This window comes from Pseudoalteromonas rhizosphaerae (assembly GCF_028885455.1).
Classification (GTDB): domain Bacteria; phylum Pseudomonadota; class Gammaproteobacteria; order Enterobacterales; family Alteromonadaceae; genus Pseudoalteromonas; species Pseudoalteromonas rhizosphaerae.
Map to the genome: position 1 here is coordinate 200209 of NZ_CP118496.1, position 16841 is coordinate 217049.

11 protein-coding genes, 3 rRNA genes and 3 pseudogenes are annotated in these 16841 nt (G+C 42.4%); 4 read left to right on the forward strand and 13 right to left on the reverse strand.

Annotation, left to right across the window (positions count from 1 at the left end):
- Positions 1–59: 59 nt before the first annotated feature.
- The 7 genes from PVK79_RS00970 to PVK79_RS01000 form a co-directional block, all read right to left on the reverse strand.
- Positions 60–377: a hypothetical protein gene (locus PVK79_RS00970; RefSeq protein WP_145242704.1), complete on the reverse strand. Its 318-nt coding sequence runs from the start codon at positions 375–377 to the stop codon at positions 60–62.
- The gene (locus tag PVK79_RS00975) at positions 374–1012 is read right to left on the reverse strand and encodes a hypothetical protein (RefSeq protein ID WP_257325146.1); all 639 of its coding nucleotides are present in this window, start codon (positions 1010–1012) and stop codon (positions 374–376) included. The genes PVK79_RS00970 and PVK79_RS00975 overlap by 4 nt, the downstream gene beginning before the upstream one ends.
- Before the next feature lie 65 nt (positions 1013–1077).
- Positions 1078–1770: a PspA/IM30 family protein gene (locus PVK79_RS00980; protein ID WP_145242702.1), complete on the reverse strand. Its 693-nt coding sequence runs from the start codon at positions 1768–1770 to the stop codon at positions 1078–1080.
- 30 nt (positions 1771–1800) lie between these two features.
- The gene (locus PVK79_RS00985) at positions 1801–2214 is read right to left on the reverse strand and encodes a YjfI family protein (protein ID WP_145242701.1); all 414 of its coding nucleotides are present in this window, start codon (positions 2212–2214) and stop codon (positions 1801–1803) included.
- Between the two features lie 79 nt (positions 2215–2293).
- Complete coding sequence (locus PVK79_RS00990) at positions 2294–3946, reverse strand: polyamine aminopropyltransferase (RefSeq protein WP_425607900.1); 1653 nt, start codon at positions 3944–3946, stop codon at positions 2294–2296.
- Positions 3947–4018: 72 nt separating this feature from the next.
- Positions 4019–4918 carry a DUF350 domain-containing protein gene (locus PVK79_RS00995; RefSeq protein ID WP_145242699.1) on the reverse strand — a complete coding sequence of 300 codons (900 nt, stop codon included), beginning with the start codon at positions 4916–4918 and terminating at the stop codon, positions 4019–4021.
- Between the two features lie 38 nt (positions 4919–4956).
- The gene (locus PVK79_RS01000; protein ID WP_145242697.1) at positions 4957–5889 is read right to left on the reverse strand and encodes a CHAD domain-containing protein; all 933 of its coding nucleotides are present in this window, start codon (positions 5887–5889) and stop codon (positions 4957–4959) included.
- 481 nt (positions 5890–6370) lie between these two features.
- Here PVK79_RS01000 and PVK79_RS01005 point away from each other — a divergent pair, with 481 nt between their 5' ends.
- Both PVK79_RS01005 and PVK79_RS01010 read left to right on the forward strand, forming a co-directional pair.
- Complete coding sequence (locus PVK79_RS01005) at positions 6371–6844, forward strand: hypothetical protein (RefSeq protein ID WP_182719300.1); 474 nt, start codon at positions 6371–6373, stop codon at positions 6842–6844.
- 61 nt (positions 6845–6905) lie between these two features.
- Positions 6906–8258, forward strand: coding sequence for a hypothetical protein (locus PVK79_RS01010; RefSeq protein WP_182719299.1), 1353 nt, complete (start codon positions 6906–6908; stop codon positions 8256–8258).
- Between the two features lie 179 nt (positions 8259–8437).
- On the opposite strand, the pseudogene PVK79_RS01015 reads toward PVK79_RS01010, so the two are convergent.
- Positions 8438–8704, reverse strand: a pseudogene (locus tag PVK79_RS01015) (transposase); the annotation flags it as partial.
- 85 nt (positions 8705–8789) lie between these two features.
- Between PVK79_RS01015 and istA the strand changes: the two are divergent.
- Both istA and istB read left to right on the forward strand, forming a co-directional pair.
- The gene (gene istA, locus PVK79_RS01020; protein ID WP_257324812.1) at positions 8790–9824 is read left to right on the forward strand and encodes an IS21 family transposase; all 1035 of its coding nucleotides are present in this window, start codon (positions 8790–8792) and stop codon (positions 9822–9824) included.
- Complete coding sequence (gene istB / locus PVK79_RS01025) at positions 9821–10594, forward strand: IS21-like element helper ATPase IstB (RefSeq protein ID WP_182762799.1); 774 nt, start codon at positions 9821–9823, stop codon at positions 10592–10594. Before istA ends, istB begins: the two co-directional genes overlap by 4 nt.
- 44 nt (positions 10595–10638) lie before the next feature.
- On the opposite strand, the pseudogene PVK79_RS23500 reads toward istB, so the two are convergent.
- The 5 genes and pseudogenes from PVK79_RS23500 to PVK79_RS01050 all read right to left on the reverse strand — a co-directional run.
- A pseudogene (locus PVK79_RS23500) lies at positions 10639–11221 on the reverse strand (IS630 family transposase); the annotation flags it as partial.
- A gap of 30 nt (positions 11222–11251) precedes the next feature.
- Positions 11252–11416: pseudogene (locus PVK79_RS23505) on the reverse strand (hypothetical protein); the annotation flags it as partial.
- 196 nt (positions 11417–11612) lie between these two features.
- Positions 11613–11727, reverse strand: a 5S ribosomal RNA gene (gene rrf, locus PVK79_RS01040).
- Positions 11728–11859: 132 nt separating this feature from the next.
- Positions 11860–14746: ribosomal RNA gene (locus PVK79_RS01045) — 23S ribosomal RNA — on the reverse strand.
- A 437-nt stretch (positions 14747–15183) separates the two neighbouring features.
- A 16S ribosomal RNA gene (locus PVK79_RS01050) occupies positions 15184–16725 on the reverse strand.
- The 16S, 23S and 5S rRNA genes sit together here, the layout of an rRNA operon.
- Positions 16726–16841 lie beyond the last annotated feature (116 nt).

Genomic DNA, 16841 nt, shown 5'->3' on the forward strand with positions numbered 1-16841 from the left:
ACTCATTATTTGATAATTTAAGCCCTAAGTGTAAGGGCTTAATAATCAGAAGGCAAAACCTAGCGTTTACTAGTTCGAGCAATCAGTAACTCAGCAACTTGCTGTTTTACTGCCCGCTTATCATCTGGGGCAACGCCAAAGCGTTCAGCAAGTAATGCTATTTCTTCATCATTAAGGTTAAATGATAAACGTTGACGCGTTTTTTTTGATTTAACCTCAAGTGATAAAATTTTGCGGATCATATCGGATGGCGTTAGCTCTTGATCAATGGCTTGCTTTTTTATCGATTTTTGCACTTCACTGCTAAGATCAAACGCCATTTGCGTGGCTCTTACAGCCTGCTCCTGACGTAACCATTTATCTTTTGCATTACTCACTGCGCATCTCCAGGGAACAGATCAACAATGTCTGTGATTGGTCGGGTTAAAGTGAGTGATACTTCAGTTTCTCCACCATCCCAAATCTCAATGTTTAAACCATGGCTCCCATCGCTCGACTCAAGGCAAATCATTTCGCATGGTTCGCCACCTTCTTGCTCATAGCGTGGTAATGGCTGGCTACGATAATCTTTATTATGAAAATAACACACAAATGGTGATTCACTTTGTTGATAGCTTTTAGCTAAAAACTGCATGTAACGCTCTGGTATATTTTTCACTTCTAAGTAGGTTAAATCGTCTTCGTCAAAGATGCGCGCAAACTCATCCAGTGTGAAGATTTCATCCACTTCATCACGTTGGATTTTGATTGAAAAATTCGCCCACTCTTCACCATCGCTGCGCTCTATTTGCAAAAAAACCACCTTGCCAGCATCACTTTCAAGTACTAGCTCATAATCAGCACTGTGCTGATATTGATAAGTTTGCACATCGATAACGCGCAATGTTTGCCCTTTTAGCCAACTTGGGTAAGCAAACGAATCAATCACTGTGAACATATCACCTTTTTTAAGTTCACTAGGGTGATTTAATTGGCGTTCAGGGGCTTTTTTAGACTTAAAGAAGTTAAACATAGACTGCCTCATAAGCAAAAAAGGTAACTTATAATAAGTTACCTTTTAATAATCGTAATTGCGCGTTAGCCGTTTTGCTTCGCTTTAATACGCGCTAAGATATCTGCACTTTTTGGATTGCTATCACCAATTCCAGCTTCAGCCATTTTAGCTTTAAGATCATCGCCATTAGTGTCAGCTTCAAGTACTTTAGCAGCACCAAGCTGGTCACTACGATCTTGTTGACGTTGCTTAATACGCTCAAGTGATTGGCGTGCATTCGTCATCGACGAGCTATTAGTATTAAGTGTGCTATTTACTGCCATTGTTGCTTGTTGCACGCTTTCAGTGGTTTTAACCATAGTAAGCTGACGTTGGTTTTCTTTGATCGATTTTTCAGCATCTTTTACTTGCTGCTTCAACGTTACAATGTGATTGCTAAAACCAGCTAACACTTGATCATGCTCTGCTTTTTCAGCTTCAAAGTCGCCAATTTTCTCAGCAATTTCTAGCGCTAACGGTTCATTACCTTTTTCAAGTGCTTGACCTGCATACGCTTCGTGCTCAGCAATTGAGGCATCTAATGCGCTAATCTTACGCTTCGTTTGCATTTCTTTAGCCATCACTTCAGTTAGGCTTTTTTTAGCACGCTGCAGCGCGTTTTGCGCATCAGCAATTTCTTGTTCAAAGATACGAATCCCATTCGCGTCAACAATTGCTTCGCCCGCTTCACGCGCGCCGCCACGTACTGCTGTAAATAACTTTTTTAAAATACTCATAATCTTAACTCCACTTAAAATAGCTAGCTGTTAATCGTTTAAATAAATGGTTACCGCTTCTAATGCATCGATGGCATTATCAGCTAGAGTAACTAGCTCATGGGTAATATCATCAAACGATGAATTAACCGACAAAGCACCAAAGATCGCATATTTATCATCAATCTTCGCAAATGCACTCAGCGGGATTGGTACATTCAAACGTAATAAGGTTTCATTCAACTCATCACGTAGTTCAGGCTTCACTTCCTCATCAGCGAACAAATAGCTAATACATAACAGCTGCTCTTGTGTCTGAGTAACAAAAATAGGAAGCTCATCATTGCCATCTACTATGACTTGCAACACATCTTGCTCGCCTGGATTGGCAATCAAGAAAGACTCAAAGTTAGCGCCTTCAGTTTCAAAAGATGCTAGTTTTATTGAAAGTTCATTTAATTCCATGTCTCTGCCTTTTGTCATTTGACATATTATGTCTGAGTTAAGATTCGCATGGTCGACATATTATGTCAACCATGATTTATTAATTTTTATACAATTCGCTTTCTATCTGCCATGCACTACGATAATAATCATATAAAGTACCTGAGCCTAATTGATTGACTTCAATATCATTTATTTGTTCAAAATAATGATTGGGGAATACGAATGCTGCCAATAAATATTTTTTACTGATCCATCTAGAAGCAACTGGTAAGCTTGTTATATCGCTAATTCTCGCACTTGCAGATTGACCTGTGGTGGTTGCAATCGTCCATCCCCATTGTCCAAATGATGGAATATTTTGCTGGTATTGCTCAACATGCTTAAAACCTGCCGCTTTGACTGTTTTACCAATACTTAAAAATGCTTTTTTAGCATGATAAGGCGAAGTTGACTGCACAGCCATTGCACCATCTGCGGCTAGTAATTGACGGATATGATTATAAAAATAGTCACTGTACATTTTATTTAAATCGGGATGATTCGGATCAGGTAAGTCAATAATGATGGTATCAAAACGCTTACCTTCATCAAGTAACCGCTCTACTTCAAGAAAAGCATCACCCACTTTAATATGCGATCGAGGATCAGCCATTGAGTGCTTATTAAGTTTAGTTAAGCGCTCATGAATAGCTGCCGGAGGATTAAATTCATCGTCATCATGACCAAATAAACTAAGTAACTGGGCATCTAAATCAATTAAGGTGACTTCTTTAACAGGCCACTTCAATACGTCTCTTAGTGCTAACCCATCACCACCGCCTATAATCAATACATTATCGTGACGGTTCGAGGCTAATAATGGCGGATACACTAACATTGAATGATAAATTTGTTCATCAATGCTAGAAAACTGTAAGCGGCCGTTTAAGTAAAGATCGGTAATTGGATCGGGTTGATTGCGGCTCAATCGCTCGGTTAACACCAGATGCTGATACTTAGTCGCTTCAGAATAAATAACTTTATCCTTATAAAGCACATTACTTAAATCTTTCATCCAGCTACTACCAAGCATTAAAATAAAACCAAATAACACCAGTAAAGCGATATGACATACCAGTAATAGTTTGGCGTAACGGACATAGCTATGATAACGCCATAAGAATGCCAAACCTGCGATAATATTAAATAGCGCAGTCCATGCTGCAGCCTGCATGATTGGCATAGCCAACATAATGCTAACCCAAATAGCCGCTCCAATACCTGCACCTATATAGTCGGCACCGTAGATCGTGCCAGCATTATTTTCTAAGAAACGACCATAAACATGCTGACGTATGCGAGCGATAAGTGGAATTTCCATACCGATTAATAGACCTAACAATAAGCCAAATACATAAGGAAGGAATCGTGACCACTCTTGGAGTTTTTGAAATATATAGCCGTTAAGAATTACATCAGCTGGTAGATTAAAAATGTCAGAAAAAATATGCGGTAAAGAATAACTAACAGCAATAACGCTGGCTATAGCTAAGATACAGCCCATACCAACAAGTGCAATAAGACTTTCAAGCCAAGCAAAGGCGGTAAAGGCATCCTTAAACCAACGCGCTAAAAAAGCCCCTATACCCATAGCTACGATCATAGTGCCTATCATCGCATAAATAGCGCTCTCTACAGAGCCTAAAACTCGTCCGGCATAATGAGATAGCAGATATTCATAAATAAGGCCACACCCAGCGAGTATGGCCATAACAGTAATTAATAAAAAATCATGCCCAAGTAAGGAGTACTTACTTGGGCTTTGCTTAGAATGTGACAAGTTTTACGCGCCTAATAGAGTTGCCATGGTAATACCCACAGCAAACGAGATTGCCGCTGAAATAGTTGCTACACCCACATTTTTTTGACGATTCACTTCGTCTGATATATCGCAACCTGAAAGGATAATTTTAATCGTAATTAAATGCAGTACGATAAATGCAATTAAACTAACCAAAGCGCTAATCGCCCAGAAAATCAAGCTGGTGTTAATGCTATCTGCAGCATAAGGCGCGATACCTGAAGCCGCAGTAAGCGCAAGCGCGCTACCGATTAAAAAGCCAGCATAGCGAATACCAACAGCCAAGTTACCGTCAACAATTGCTTGTTGTAGGCAATCTCCACTTCGGTTAGTACGCTTAAATAGTTGTACGCGATACTGGCTCACGAGCAATAACGCAATGCTACCAATAATAAACGCAGCTATAACGATTGGTAAACCATGCCAGCCTTCTGTAGCCACCCAAAATAGCGCTGAGCGAATCACGATTGCCACACTCACAACATGGCCAAAATCAATCACCGCGGCAGTTACATTACCCTTCACTATTTCATCATGTAAGCTGACTTTGCGCAGTGCCACTTTATCTTGAAAAAAGTGCCCAAGCTTTATTAGCACAATAGCTAACAAACCATAAGCTGCCATTTGCAATGCTTCTTGCTGTAAGCTCACTGCAAATGCACCACTGCTTACACCCGTCAGCACAATTGCTAAAGCAACTAAGCCAGCAGCAAAGCTAATACCAAACGCAAAATTATCACGCTCAGTGATCTCATCATTGGCATGTAAGTTAGATACCCAACCTTTGATATATTTAAGGCTCACAAACAGTGCAATAATAATCGCAAAATCAATCGCGATTGCTTGTAGTGACCACATAGTTATTCCATTAAATTCGTACATATTCTTTAAACTCCAACACTAAATCTTTAAATAGCCGTTTACTTACCGCGACTGACACCGCGAGAGGTTCTATTATTGCTGTTTCTGACCGATCCCGAGTCTTTACTATAGCTACTGGTTTTGGAGTAACTACTGCGACTTTTTGGTGGTGTATAACTGCTACGACTTAACCCAGAAGCCCCAGTTTTTTTAGATGCATAAGGGCTTGTGAATTGCTTACCTTGGCGTTGATACGATTGCTTAGTACGTGTTTCAACGGCGGTTTGTGCTTTAATTTGCTTAGGGCTAGAATAACGCGCACGACCATAATCATTATAATAACTATACTTACGGCGCTTGCTCCAACTACCATATTCAACACGATCAAATACATCACCTAAAATGCGGTACATGCCATACCACTGCCAAAAGCTGATACCGCTACTGTTAGTTTGCCAATTACCATAATTAGGATTGCCGACTAACTGGTTGCCTTCACCAACCCCTTCAGCCTGCTGACTGATTGCACCGACACGCGCAAGCGAGCCACCCGACATATCAGCAAGCATATTAATAGGATCGGTCAAAGCATCCGAAAATAAAGCGGGCTTTGCAGCATCTCGCAACAAATCAATATTTTGCAGTGTTTCATCGTAAGGAGGAATAAGGTAAGTACTTTTGATATCAGCTAAGCGTTGTTGCAAACCTGAGTAAAGCGGGCCTTTTCGAGTTGCATCTTGCACGAGCACGCCAGCAATTTTAGCTAGCTCTGGCTTTTCATTGCTAAGTATACGGCCATATTCGCTTAATAAAGCGGCATTACGAATTGAGCCGTTATCTAAGGCACTACCAAGTCCTGCTAACTCAACTTCAGCTTTAGCTATAGATTGTTTAATTGTTTCTTGTAACTGCTCTTCTTTCGATTGACAGCCCATAAGTAAGCTTACCAAACAAAATAAACTGATAAGTTTCCAAGCTTTTATATTCGACATTCATGTCACCTGATTTACTAAATTAACCCAGCTAGTTTTACACAGCTCAGAAAGTAAACCAAGGAGGAAATTGCAACAAGATAATATTTTCTAAAGGTCAAAGGCTATGCTTTACTGCACTCAACTTTTAATTAGCTAGATGACAGCTACAGTCTCGACACGGGATCCCCATTCATAGTCGACAAACTCCCACACAAACATGAAGCGCTCAGCTCTTCTGCTTTATAAGCATAAGATCAGCGAGTAAACCTAGTAATAGTTTTTGTAATTTAGTTGGGTGCCCTCTCATTTGAATTTAAAAAAGTGCTCATTTAATAATGGATACTTAAACGTACAAATATCCATTACATAGTATGGCCTAGCTAACCAGATTGAATAATTTGTTCTTATTACATTGACAATGTTGCCTCATTAAAATAATGTAAAAAAGGTACAAAGCAGAGAATGAAAAATTCTCCAATTATATAATAAAGAATTTTTAATGAAGAAAATGTCTATTACCGCTTTTCTAATGTCTTCACTAGTTTTAAGCACTCAAGCATTCGCCGCTGATTTCAGTATAACTAAAGAGAAGCAACCAAGCAGGATGCTAGTATTAAGCTCTGCCGGTGGTCTGTCATCATCTCTATTTTCTATATTACATGGCGATTTAAGAGATATTCCACTTGAGAGTAAAACAGGTAAAATTACTGGGATTAATTACACATCTGCAAATTACCCAGATTCTTTTGGCGAGATTGTTGAATTGTGCTTTTATCGAGCATATAACAACAATCCCGTTAAGTGCGAACCAATTGTGCCAAACTCTACTGGAGAGGTAACAGTATTTAATGGTGAGAGCTTCAAACCAGGTATTCAAGTATCAATTGTTCATAGAGTTGAAGCAACTGGTACTTTCCATTATTCAACACCAAATAGAATAGAAAGTATAACTTTTAACTACACAACTAACTAATTAACACCTTAGACTCCAAATTTAATCAAAGGAGTCTATTTTCGTTTAGAGGGTCAATAGTATGGATATACCTGATATCAAGAGAAGTTTGTTAAATGCGAGAAAAGCTTTTCCTCAGCCACAATCTGACCCCAAAAAAAGTAAGGATATAGAAATACATGCATCGGTTTCTTCATTATCGTCGAAATTAAGTAAGGCCAAAAGCTCTATTGATATTTCTAAATTAAGTCAGCAAAATTTATCTCTACATAAGGAAATACTCTCTTCAAATGCAAAAATAAATAGTGATGAGGTTGCCACAGCAAAATGGGAATTTGAACATTTATCCAAATCAAAACTTGAGACGATAGCATTAGACACAAGTAATACATTTAGCAGCTCAGAGAGGGTAGCTGCATATGAAAGATGGCACACACTTGATCAGCAAAACCTATCAAACCTAAAACGAGACAGCCTTAAATACGAAAGTAACGTTACCGCACTAGCATCATTTGAAGAATTACTATTATCTCATATGAACTCTTTTTCTTCTTTTAGTAAAGCGATGGTTTCCGATGAATATAGCTCGCAAGTAACATCACAGTTCGAGTCTATTTTAGATGAACGGGATTTAGAAAAAAGCAAAAATATAAGCCGGTCTGAGCATTATTATGAAGCTATGGTGACGGATATTTTTGGTGGTACTGAATCAGAAATTTTAAGCGGCGCTGATGGGATGTCCTTATCTAACTTAATGCGAAGTTCTTATGAATTTTTGACACAAGGAGATAGAGAGTTATTAGCTGATATCTATGAATATGCTGATAATAATAATATAGATTTTAAGTATATCCGTCAGTTTGCCAGTGATCTTGGTGGTTACAGAATGCATGACGATGGGAAGATACTTAATAATTTTAATAATGGACACTTCAACGGTGAAGGATACCAGCTTGCGGTCAGCTTTACGGATAAAGATCAAGCTACGATAAATAATATTCTTGATAGTCAGAAAAAATTATCTTCATCTGATATAGATGAGGGTTTCATTTCGTTTATGACTGAACCAGGTTTAAGTGCATTGTCTCATAGGGGTAGTTACCAATTTCTACAACATATGATAGAAATAAAAGCGGGAATAGTGCCAAGCTTTTCGGCTGAAAAATTTAAGGCTTTTGAAGATTCTTCTAAGGTTGATGATCGGTATGTTATTATTACTTCAGATAAGCAGCTCCTCAGACCAGAACCTGATGTTATTTGTAAAAATGGCACCTGTGAAGTAACCGAAAAAGGTCTTAAAAACAATGTTACTTTGGAGGAAAATAAAGGCAATCCAATATTAGATCTTAAATCTAACTCAATAAGCTCCCTGTTAGAACTCAGAGTGAACAATACAACCGAAAATAATACTCTATTTCAATGGCTTGCTGATTGAAGTCGAATTTATTTTAACAACCTTCTAGGCTAATACCAAACACATTTCGGATGCGACGCGCTATGGAGAGCACGCTGTGGTCATAGTTGATCACGCAAGCTGGCACATGGGCAATGTTGATGAAGGCATTAAAAATGTCTCTGTGATACCTTGCCTCCTTATACCAATCTGCATAAAGATTAAGTCAATTTTATCCAGTCTCTAGAGCATATGCTTTTAACCGTATCAGGAACAGAAATGAATTTATTCCACGCTTGCGAAACCTGTTCGACTATTTCTTTATAACCACTAAACACACGATTAGATAAACAGTGTTGCCGTATCCAACTCCATACTTGCTCTATTGGATTTAACTCCGGGGAGTAAGGCGGAAGTTTTATTAGCGTGACATTATTGAATGGTTTTACAGTATCAATAGTATGCCAACCAGCGCCATCAACGATCACTGTTACCAGCAATGCAAAAATGATCCACTTCAACAATTGAAATCTGATCCAGTTAACTTAACACTGGTGCTTTTGGATAAGCACCATGATTTCAAAAGAAGAGTTCATGAAAATAAAAGTCTTAGCCATGCAAGGCATGTCTCAACGAGCCATCGCTAAACAATTGGCCATATCGCGCAACACCGTTAAAAAATACCTTCAAGGTGACTTTGACGAGCCGCATTATGCTACTCGTAAAACGGGTATTTCAAAATTAGAGGCATTTAAACCGTATTTACATTCTCGATTAGCTAAAGCCGCTCCAATACATTTATCAGCCGTTGTTTTACTCAGAGAAATTAAAGAGCAAGGCTATACCGGAGAAATATCGTTACTACGCCAGTACTTGTATCAATATCGAGGTAGCGTTGAACCCCAACCCATTATTCGCTTTGAAACAGAAGCGGGCAAACAAATGCAAGTTGATTGGGGCCAAATGCGAGGTGGGAAATCACCACTGCACGCCTTTGTCGCTGTTTTAGGCTTCAGCCGTGCATTGTTTGTCGCAATCACTGATAACATGCGCTATGAAACACTCGAAGCGTGTCATCGCCAAGCCTTTGAGTATTTCCAAGGCATTCCACAGCAAGTGTGGTATGACAATATGAAAACAGTGGTAATAGAGCGTGATGCTTACGGTGAAGGCAAACATCGCTTTAATCAATGCTTTTATCAATTTAGTAAAGAAATGGGGTTCATTCCAAAGCTCTGTAAACCCTACCGCCCACAAACAAAAGGGAAAGTAGAGCGAATGGTGCGCTATGTGCGCGATAACTTTTATCAGCCATTAGCCACTAAATTATTTGCCCTTGAACTTACTTTGGACGTTGAAACAGCCAATGTTGAAGTCATTAACTGGTTGAACACAGTGGCTAACCAGCGCATTCACGACACAATAAAAGTAAAGCCCGCAGATAGATTAAAAGAAGAGCAAGCGTACCTACAACCTTTACCCCCGCTCCAACCTGTTGCACCACCACAGCCGGCAGAAGTGGCTATACCTGTATTTGATATGTCCTTCGAGACTCACCCGTTACATCATGACTTAAACATTTACGCGCAATTCTCGGAGGCACTATGAACTTGCAACTCGCACGCTTACATGAACTAACGGAGGAGCTGCAACTCGCCGGTGTTGAAACAAATGCAACAGCGCTAGCGCAGCAAGCAGCAAAAGAGGAATGGGATTATTTACAGTTCTTAGAGCGCGTACTGCAAGGTGAGCAGGCGTACCGGCACCAACGTAAACAGGTTATGTTTACGCGTATGGCTGGATTTGCGTCATTAAAATCGCTTGAGGAGTTTGACTTTACGTTTGCCACCGGTGTGCCCAAAAAACAAGTTAACGAGCTTGCCACACTCTCGTTTATTGAACGAAAAGAAAACGTCGTTCTGCTCGGGCCATCAGGTGTAGGCAAAACACATATTGCCAGTGCGCTAGGTTACAAGGCAGTGCAAGCAGGCTTAAAAACCCGCTTTATTAGCGCGTCTGATTTAATATTGCAATTAACCACAGCGCAACGTCAAGATAAGTATAAACAAGTGATGCAGCGCTCAGTTCTGGCACCCAGGCTACTAATAATTGATGAAATAGGCTATTTACCGTTTAGTGCTCAGGAATCTAAATTATTGTTTGATGTCATTGCAAAGCGTTATGAAAAAGGAGCGGTCATACTCACCAGTAACCTCCCATTTGGACAATGGGGGAGCATTTTTGCGAATGACACAGCGTTAACATCAGCGATGTTAGATAGAATTTTACACCACTCACATATTGTTCAAATTAAGGGGGAAAGTTATAGGATCAAAGAAAAGAAACAAGCCGGATTAATGGAAAACCTTAATAAATAGTGGATCATTATTCAAATGGTGGAGTGGATCACTTTTCGGTTGTTGTTGACAATCACGACCGCATGACGTCCTGCCTCCGTGGCTTTTGATATTAATTCCATGTGTTGCGTCATGACGTCTTTATTGACGATAGGGCTGATCAGCGCTTCTGTTTTACCATTACTTGGGCACACTGCACCAAATAAGTATCCATACTCAAACTGCTGTTGTTTTGTTGCGCGAGGCCTAGAGCCTGTTTCAGCCCATAAGCGTGTTGTTTGATTTTGTTGTCCAAACCGTGCTTCATCTTGAAACCACACATCAATGCGATCTAAAGGGAGATGTCCTGGGGTGTGAAGGATCGTTTCCACTTGGAACTTTTTTAAAAGCCTCTTGGCTTTCTTTTGACTGCTTTGGGTGCTTAGAACGGCTTGTGATCCAGCTAAACCCACGCTTCTTGAGCAGTTTGTAAATATGATCGGTGTGATATCTTATGTTGAACTGGTCATAAATATACTGAGCAATATCTTCCCCCATTAGTCTGCCGCCTTCTGAAGAACTTGCTGACTGTTTTACATAATCTGACAGTGTGTTTAGTTGTTGTAAGGTTAATTTAGCTGGACGACCTTTAATCGGTTTGTTGTTCAAGCCAGTAACGCCATTATTAAGGTAGTTTGAAACCCATTTATTGACACTGCCGCGCGCTGTATTTAGCCGCTTAGCAATATTCGTTCTGTTTTCACCCTCAAAGAATAATGAAACAGCAAGCAGGCGTATTCGCTTTCTCGCATTAGGCTCTTTACGTGATAAAGCTAAAAGTTGCTTGGATTTTTCTAAGTTCAATTTAGTAAAAGTAGATAAGTATCAGTGTGCTAATTAGATCACATAATTTGGCAGATTGGTATTATTTAGCTCGCTAGAATGGTTAAATATTTAAGTCGATTGGTATAACACTGCGCTGCTGACAGCTCAAAGCCATTGGCTTTCCTACAGACGTAAAAAAGCCGCTTCATTTCTGAAGCGGCTTTCTCAATTTGGAGCCTGGCAATGTCCTACTTTCACATAGCAAATGCTACACTATCATCGGCGCTGTTTCGTTTCACTACTGAGTTCGGCATGGGGTCAGGTGGGTCCAAAACGCTATTGTTACCAAGCAAATACGGTGTTAATCGCGTTAGCAATTAACTAAAATTTGGAATTCTGATAATAAAAGTTTTCAGTAAATCTACTTTAGTCTATTAACTTCTTGCGCTATCAACTATCACATAAAACGCGTTTGGCGTTGTATGGTTAAGCCTCACGGGTAATTAGTACAAGTTAGCTTAACATATCACTATGCTTCCACATCTTGCCTATCAACGTTGTAGTCTTCAACGGCCCTTCAGAGAGCTTATAGCTCTAGTGAGAACTCATCTCGAGGCCTGCTTCGCGCTTAGATGCTTTCAGCGCTTATCAGTTCCGAACGTAGCTACCGGGCAATGCCATTGGCATGACAACCCGAACACCAGCGGTTCGTTCACTCCGGTCCTCTCGTACTAGGAGCAACCCCTCTCAATTCTCAAACGCCCACGGCAGATAGGGACCGAACTGTCTCACGACGTTCTAAACCCAGCTCGCGTACCACTTTAAATGGCGAACAGCCATACCCTTGGGACCGACTTCAGCCCCAGGATGTGATGAGCCGACATCGAGGTGCCAAACACCGCCGTCGATATGAACTCTTGGGCGGTATCAGCCTGTTATCCCCGGAGTACCTTTTATCCGTTGAGCGATGGCCCTTCCATTCAGAACCACCGGATCACTATGACCTACTTTCGTACCTGCTCGACGTGTCTGTCTCGCAGTTAAGCTGGCTTCTACCATTACACTAACCGTACGATGTCCGACCGTACTTAGCCAACCTTCGTGCTCCTCCGTTACTCTTTGGGAGGAGACCGCCCCAGTCAAACTACCCACCAGGCACTGTCCGTAACCCCGATTCAGGGGCCAACGTTAGAACATCAAAACTACAAGGGTGGTATTTCAAGGACGACTCCACAAAAACTAGCGTCTCTGCTTCTAAGTCTCCCACCTATCCTACACATGTAGGTTCAATGTTCAGTGCCAAGCTGTAGTAAAGGTTCACGGGGTCTTTCCGTCTAGCCGCGGGTACACAGCATCTTCACTGCGATTTCAATTTCACTGAGTCTCGGGTGGAGACAGCGTGGCCATGGTTACACCATTCGTGCAGGTCGGAACTTACCCGACAAGGAATTTCGCTACCTTAGGACCGTTATAGTTACGGCCGCCGTTTACCGGGGCTTCGATCAAGAGCTTCTCCGAAGATAACCCCATCAATTAACCTTCCGGCACCGGGCAGGTGTCACACCGTATACGTCATCTTGCGATTTTGCACAGTGCTGTGTTTTTAATAAACAGTCCCAGCCACCTGGTCACTGCGGCTCCAATCAGCTTAGGGAGTAAATCCCATCACCAATCGGAGCGTACCTTCTCCCGAAGTTACGGTACGATTTTGCCTAGTTCCTTCACCCGAGTTCTCTCAAGCGCCTTAGTATTCTCTACCTGACCACCTGTGTCGGTTTGGGGTACGATTCGGTATAATCTGAAGCTTAGAGGCTTTTCCTGGAAGTATGGCATCAGCAACTTCATCACCTTAGTGGCTCGTCTCGTGTCTCAGCCTAACAGCAACCCGGATTTACCTAAGTCACTAGCCTACTCACTTTCACATGGACTACCAACGCCATGCTTGCTTAGCCTGCTCCGTCCCCCCATCGCAATTATACCAAGTACGGAAATATTAATCCGTTTCCCATCGACTACGCCTTTCGGCCTCGCCTTAGGGGTCGACTTACCCTACCCTGATTAACATGGGATAGGAACCCTTGGTCTTCCGGCGTGCGGGTTTTTCACCCGCATTATCGTTACTCATGTCAGCATTCGCACTTCTGATACGTCCAGCATACCTCCCGGTACACCTTCAACCGCTTACAGAACGCTCCCCTACCACTCAGAATAAATTCTGAATCCGCAGCTTCGGTGCATAGTTTAGCCCCGTTACATCTTCCGCGCAGACCGACTCGACCAGTGAGCTATTACGCTTTCTTTAAAGGATGGCTGCTTCTAAGCCAACCTCCTGGCTGTCTGGGCCTTTCCACATCGTTTCCCACTTAACTATGACTTTGGGACCTTAGCTGGCGGTCTGGGTTGTTTCCCTCTTCACGACGGACGTTAGCACCCGCCGTGTGTCTCCCGGATATTACTTTACGGTATTCGGAGTTTGCAAAGGGTTGGTAAGTCGGGATGACCCCCTAGCCTTAACAGTGCTCTACCCCCGTAAGTATTCGTCCGAGGCTCTACCTAAATAGATTTCGGGGAGAACCAGCTATCTCCCGGTTTGATTAGCCTTTCACTCCTAGCCACAGGTCATCCCCTAACTTTTCAACGTTAGTGGGTTCGGTCCTCCAGTTGATGTTACTCAACCTTCAACCTGCCCATGGCTAGATCACCGGGTTTCGGGTCTATACCTTGCAACTAATCGCCCAGTTAAGACTCGGTTTCCCTACGGCTACCCTATTCGGTTAACCTCGCTACAAAATATAAGTCGCTGACCCATTATACAAAAGGTACGCAGTCACCCAACAAGTGGGCTCCTACTGCTTGTACGTACACGGTTTCAGGTTCTATTTCACTCCCCTCACAGGGGTTCTTTTCGCCTTTCCCTCACGGTACTGGTTCACTATCGGTCAGTTGGGAGTATTTAGCCTTAGATGATGGTCCACCTATATTCAGTCAAAGTTTCACGTGCTCCGACCTACTCGATTTCACTTAAAAGAGATTTTCATGTACGGGACTATCACCCTGTATCGTGGCACTTTCCAGAGCCTTCCATTAACACCAATTAAGCTTAAGGGCTGTTCCGATTTCGCTCGCCGCTACTTTCGGAATCTCGGTTGATTTCTTTTCCTACGGGTACTTAGATGTTTCAGTTCTCCGCGTTCGCTTCGTTAACCTATGTATTCAGTTAACGATACCTGCAAGCAGGTGGGTTTCCCCATTCGGAAATCCTAGTCTCAAGTGCTTTTTACTAGCTTGACTAGGCTTATCGCAAGTTAATACGTCCTTCATCGCCTCCAACTGCCAAGGCATCCACCGTGTACGCTTAGTCACTTAACCATACAACCCAAACGGGTCTTGCTTGGTCTTTGTTACTTATGCTGCCTTGCTATCAATTTTTGCTTGGTTACATAACACGTTATGCGCCCAGCGACAAAAATATCAGCGGCGTTGCCTAAGCATCAAATCCACGTCGCAATACTAAACAGTAAAGTTTAGTCATACGTTAATGACAGTTTAACTTCGCCAGAAGTTAATATTGAATACTAAAGTAGATACCAATCAACAAACGTAAACGTTCATTAAATGGCACTGAATGATACTGCTATCATTCTTTTTTACTTTTGAAAACTCTGTACAAATACACTGTATTTATACGAATTTTATTATCAGCTTTTCCAAATTTTTAAAGAGCATATTAATTAGTTAACCCAAAGGGTAAAACTAACTAACAATCATCTGTGTGGACACTACGAACAAATAAGTTCTAAATCGTATAAGGAGGTGATCCAGCCCCAGGTTCCCCTAGGGCTACCTTGTTACGACTTCACCCCAGTCATGAATCACTCCGTGGTAAACGTCCTCCCGAGGGTTAGACTATCTACTTCTGGAGCAACCCACTCCCATGGTGTGACGGGCGGTGTGTACAAGGCCCGGGAACGTATTCACCGCGTCATTCTGATACGCGATTACTAGCGATTCCGACTTCATGGAGTCGAGTTGCAGACTCCAATCCGGACTACGACGCACTTTAAGTGATTCGCTTACTCTCGCGAGTTCGCAGCACTCTGTATGCGCCATTGTAGCACGTGTGTAGCCCTACACGTAAGGGCCATGATGACTTGACGTCGTCCCCACCTTCCTCCGGTTTATCACCGGCAGTCTCCTTAGAGTTCTCAGCATTACCTGCTAGCAACTAAGGATAGGGGTTGCGCTCGTTGCGGGACTTAACCCAACATCTCACAACACGAGCTGACGACAGCCATGCAGCACCTGTATCAGAGCTCCCGAAGGCACCAAACCATCTCTGGTAAGTTCTCTGTATGTCAAGTGTAGGTAAGGTTCTTCGCGTTGCATCGAATTAAACCACATGCTCCACCGCTTGTGCGGGCCCCCGTCAATTCATTTGAGTTTTAACCTTGCGGCCGTACTCCCCAGGCGGTCTACTTAATGCGTTAGCTTTGAAAAACAGAACCGAGGCTCCGAGCTTCTAGTAGACATCGTTTACGGCGTGGACTACCAGGGTATCTAATCCTGTTTGCTCCCCACGCTTTCGTACATGAGCGTCAGTGTTGACCCAGGTGGCTGCCTTCGCCATCGGTATTCCTTCAGATCTCTACGCATTTCACCGCTACACCTGAAATTCTACCACCCTCTATCACACTCTAGTTTGCCAGTTCGAAATGCAGTTCCCAGGTTGAGCCCGGGGCTTTCACATCTCGCTTAACAAACCGCCTGCGTACGCTTTACGCCCAGTAATTCCGATTAACGCTCGCACCCTCCGTATTACCGCGGCTGCTGGCACGGAGTTAGCCGGTGCTTCTTCTGTAAGTAACGTCACAGATAGCCTCTATTAAAGACTACCCTTTCCTCCTTACTGAAAGTGCTTTACAACCCGAAGGCCTTCTTCACACACGCGGCATGGCTGCATCAGGCTTGCGCCCATTGTGCAATATTCCCCACTGCTGCCTCCCGTAGGAGTCTGGGCCGTGTCTCAGTCCCAGTGTGGCTGATCATCCTCTCAAACCAGCTAGGGATCGTTGCCTTGGTAAGCCATTACCTTACCAACTAGCTAATCCCACTTGGGCTAATCTTTTGGCGTGAGGCCCGAAGGTCCCCCACTTTGGTCCGTAGACATTATGCGGTATTAGCAGTCGTTTCCAACTGTTGTCCCCCACCAAAAGGCATATTCCCAAGCATTACTCACCCGTCCGCCGCTCGTCAGCAAAGTAGCAAGCTACTCTCTGTTACCGCTCGACTTGCATGTGTTAGGCCTGCCGCCAGCGTTCAATCTGAGCCATGATCAAACTCTTCAATTAAAAGTTTTTTGTCTTTCGACAGCTCAATGAATTCTGAATTTATTTAATATCTTTCGATATTGAATTGACTGTGCCGAAGCAACTTATAAATAAGTTACTTCTGTTGGTCACTCAGT

Coding starts and splice junctions, on each gene's coding strand:
- PVK79_RS00975 (WP_257325146.1), bottom strand. CDS start 1,012: ATGTTTAACTTCTTTAAGTCTAAAAAAGCCCCTGAACGCCAATTAAAT.
- PVK79_RS00980 (WP_145242702.1), bottom strand. CDS start 1,770: ATGAGTATTTTAAAAAAGTTATTTACAGCAGTACGTGGCGGCGCGCGT.
- PVK79_RS00990 (WP_425607900.1), bottom strand. CDS start 3,946: ATGGCCATACTCGCTGGGTGTGGCCTTATTTATGAATATCTGCTATCT.
- PVK79_RS01000 (WP_145242697.1), bottom strand. CDS start 5,889: ATGTCGAATATAAAAGCTTGGAAACTTATCAGTTTATTTTGTTTGGTA.
- istA (WP_257324812.1), top strand. CDS start 8,790: ATGATTTCAAAAGAAGAGTTCATGAAAATAAAAGTCTTAGCCATGCAA.
- istB (WP_182762799.1), top strand. CDS start 9,821: ATGAACTTGCAACTCGCACGCTTACATGAACTAACGGAGGAGCTGCAA.
- PVK79_RS00985 (WP_145242701.1), bottom strand. CDS start 2,214: ATGGAATTAAATGAACTTTCAATAAAACTAGCATCTTTTGAAACTGAA.
- PVK79_RS01005 (WP_182719300.1), top strand. CDS start 6,371: ATGAAGAAAATGTCTATTACCGCTTTTCTAATGTCTTCACTAGTTTTA.
- PVK79_RS00995 (WP_145242699.1), bottom strand. CDS start 4,918: ATGTACGAATTTAATGGAATAACTATGTGGTCACTACAAGCAATCGCG.
- PVK79_RS01010 (WP_182719299.1), top strand. CDS start 6,906: ATGGATATACCTGATATCAAGAGAAGTTTGTTAAATGCGAGAAAAGCT.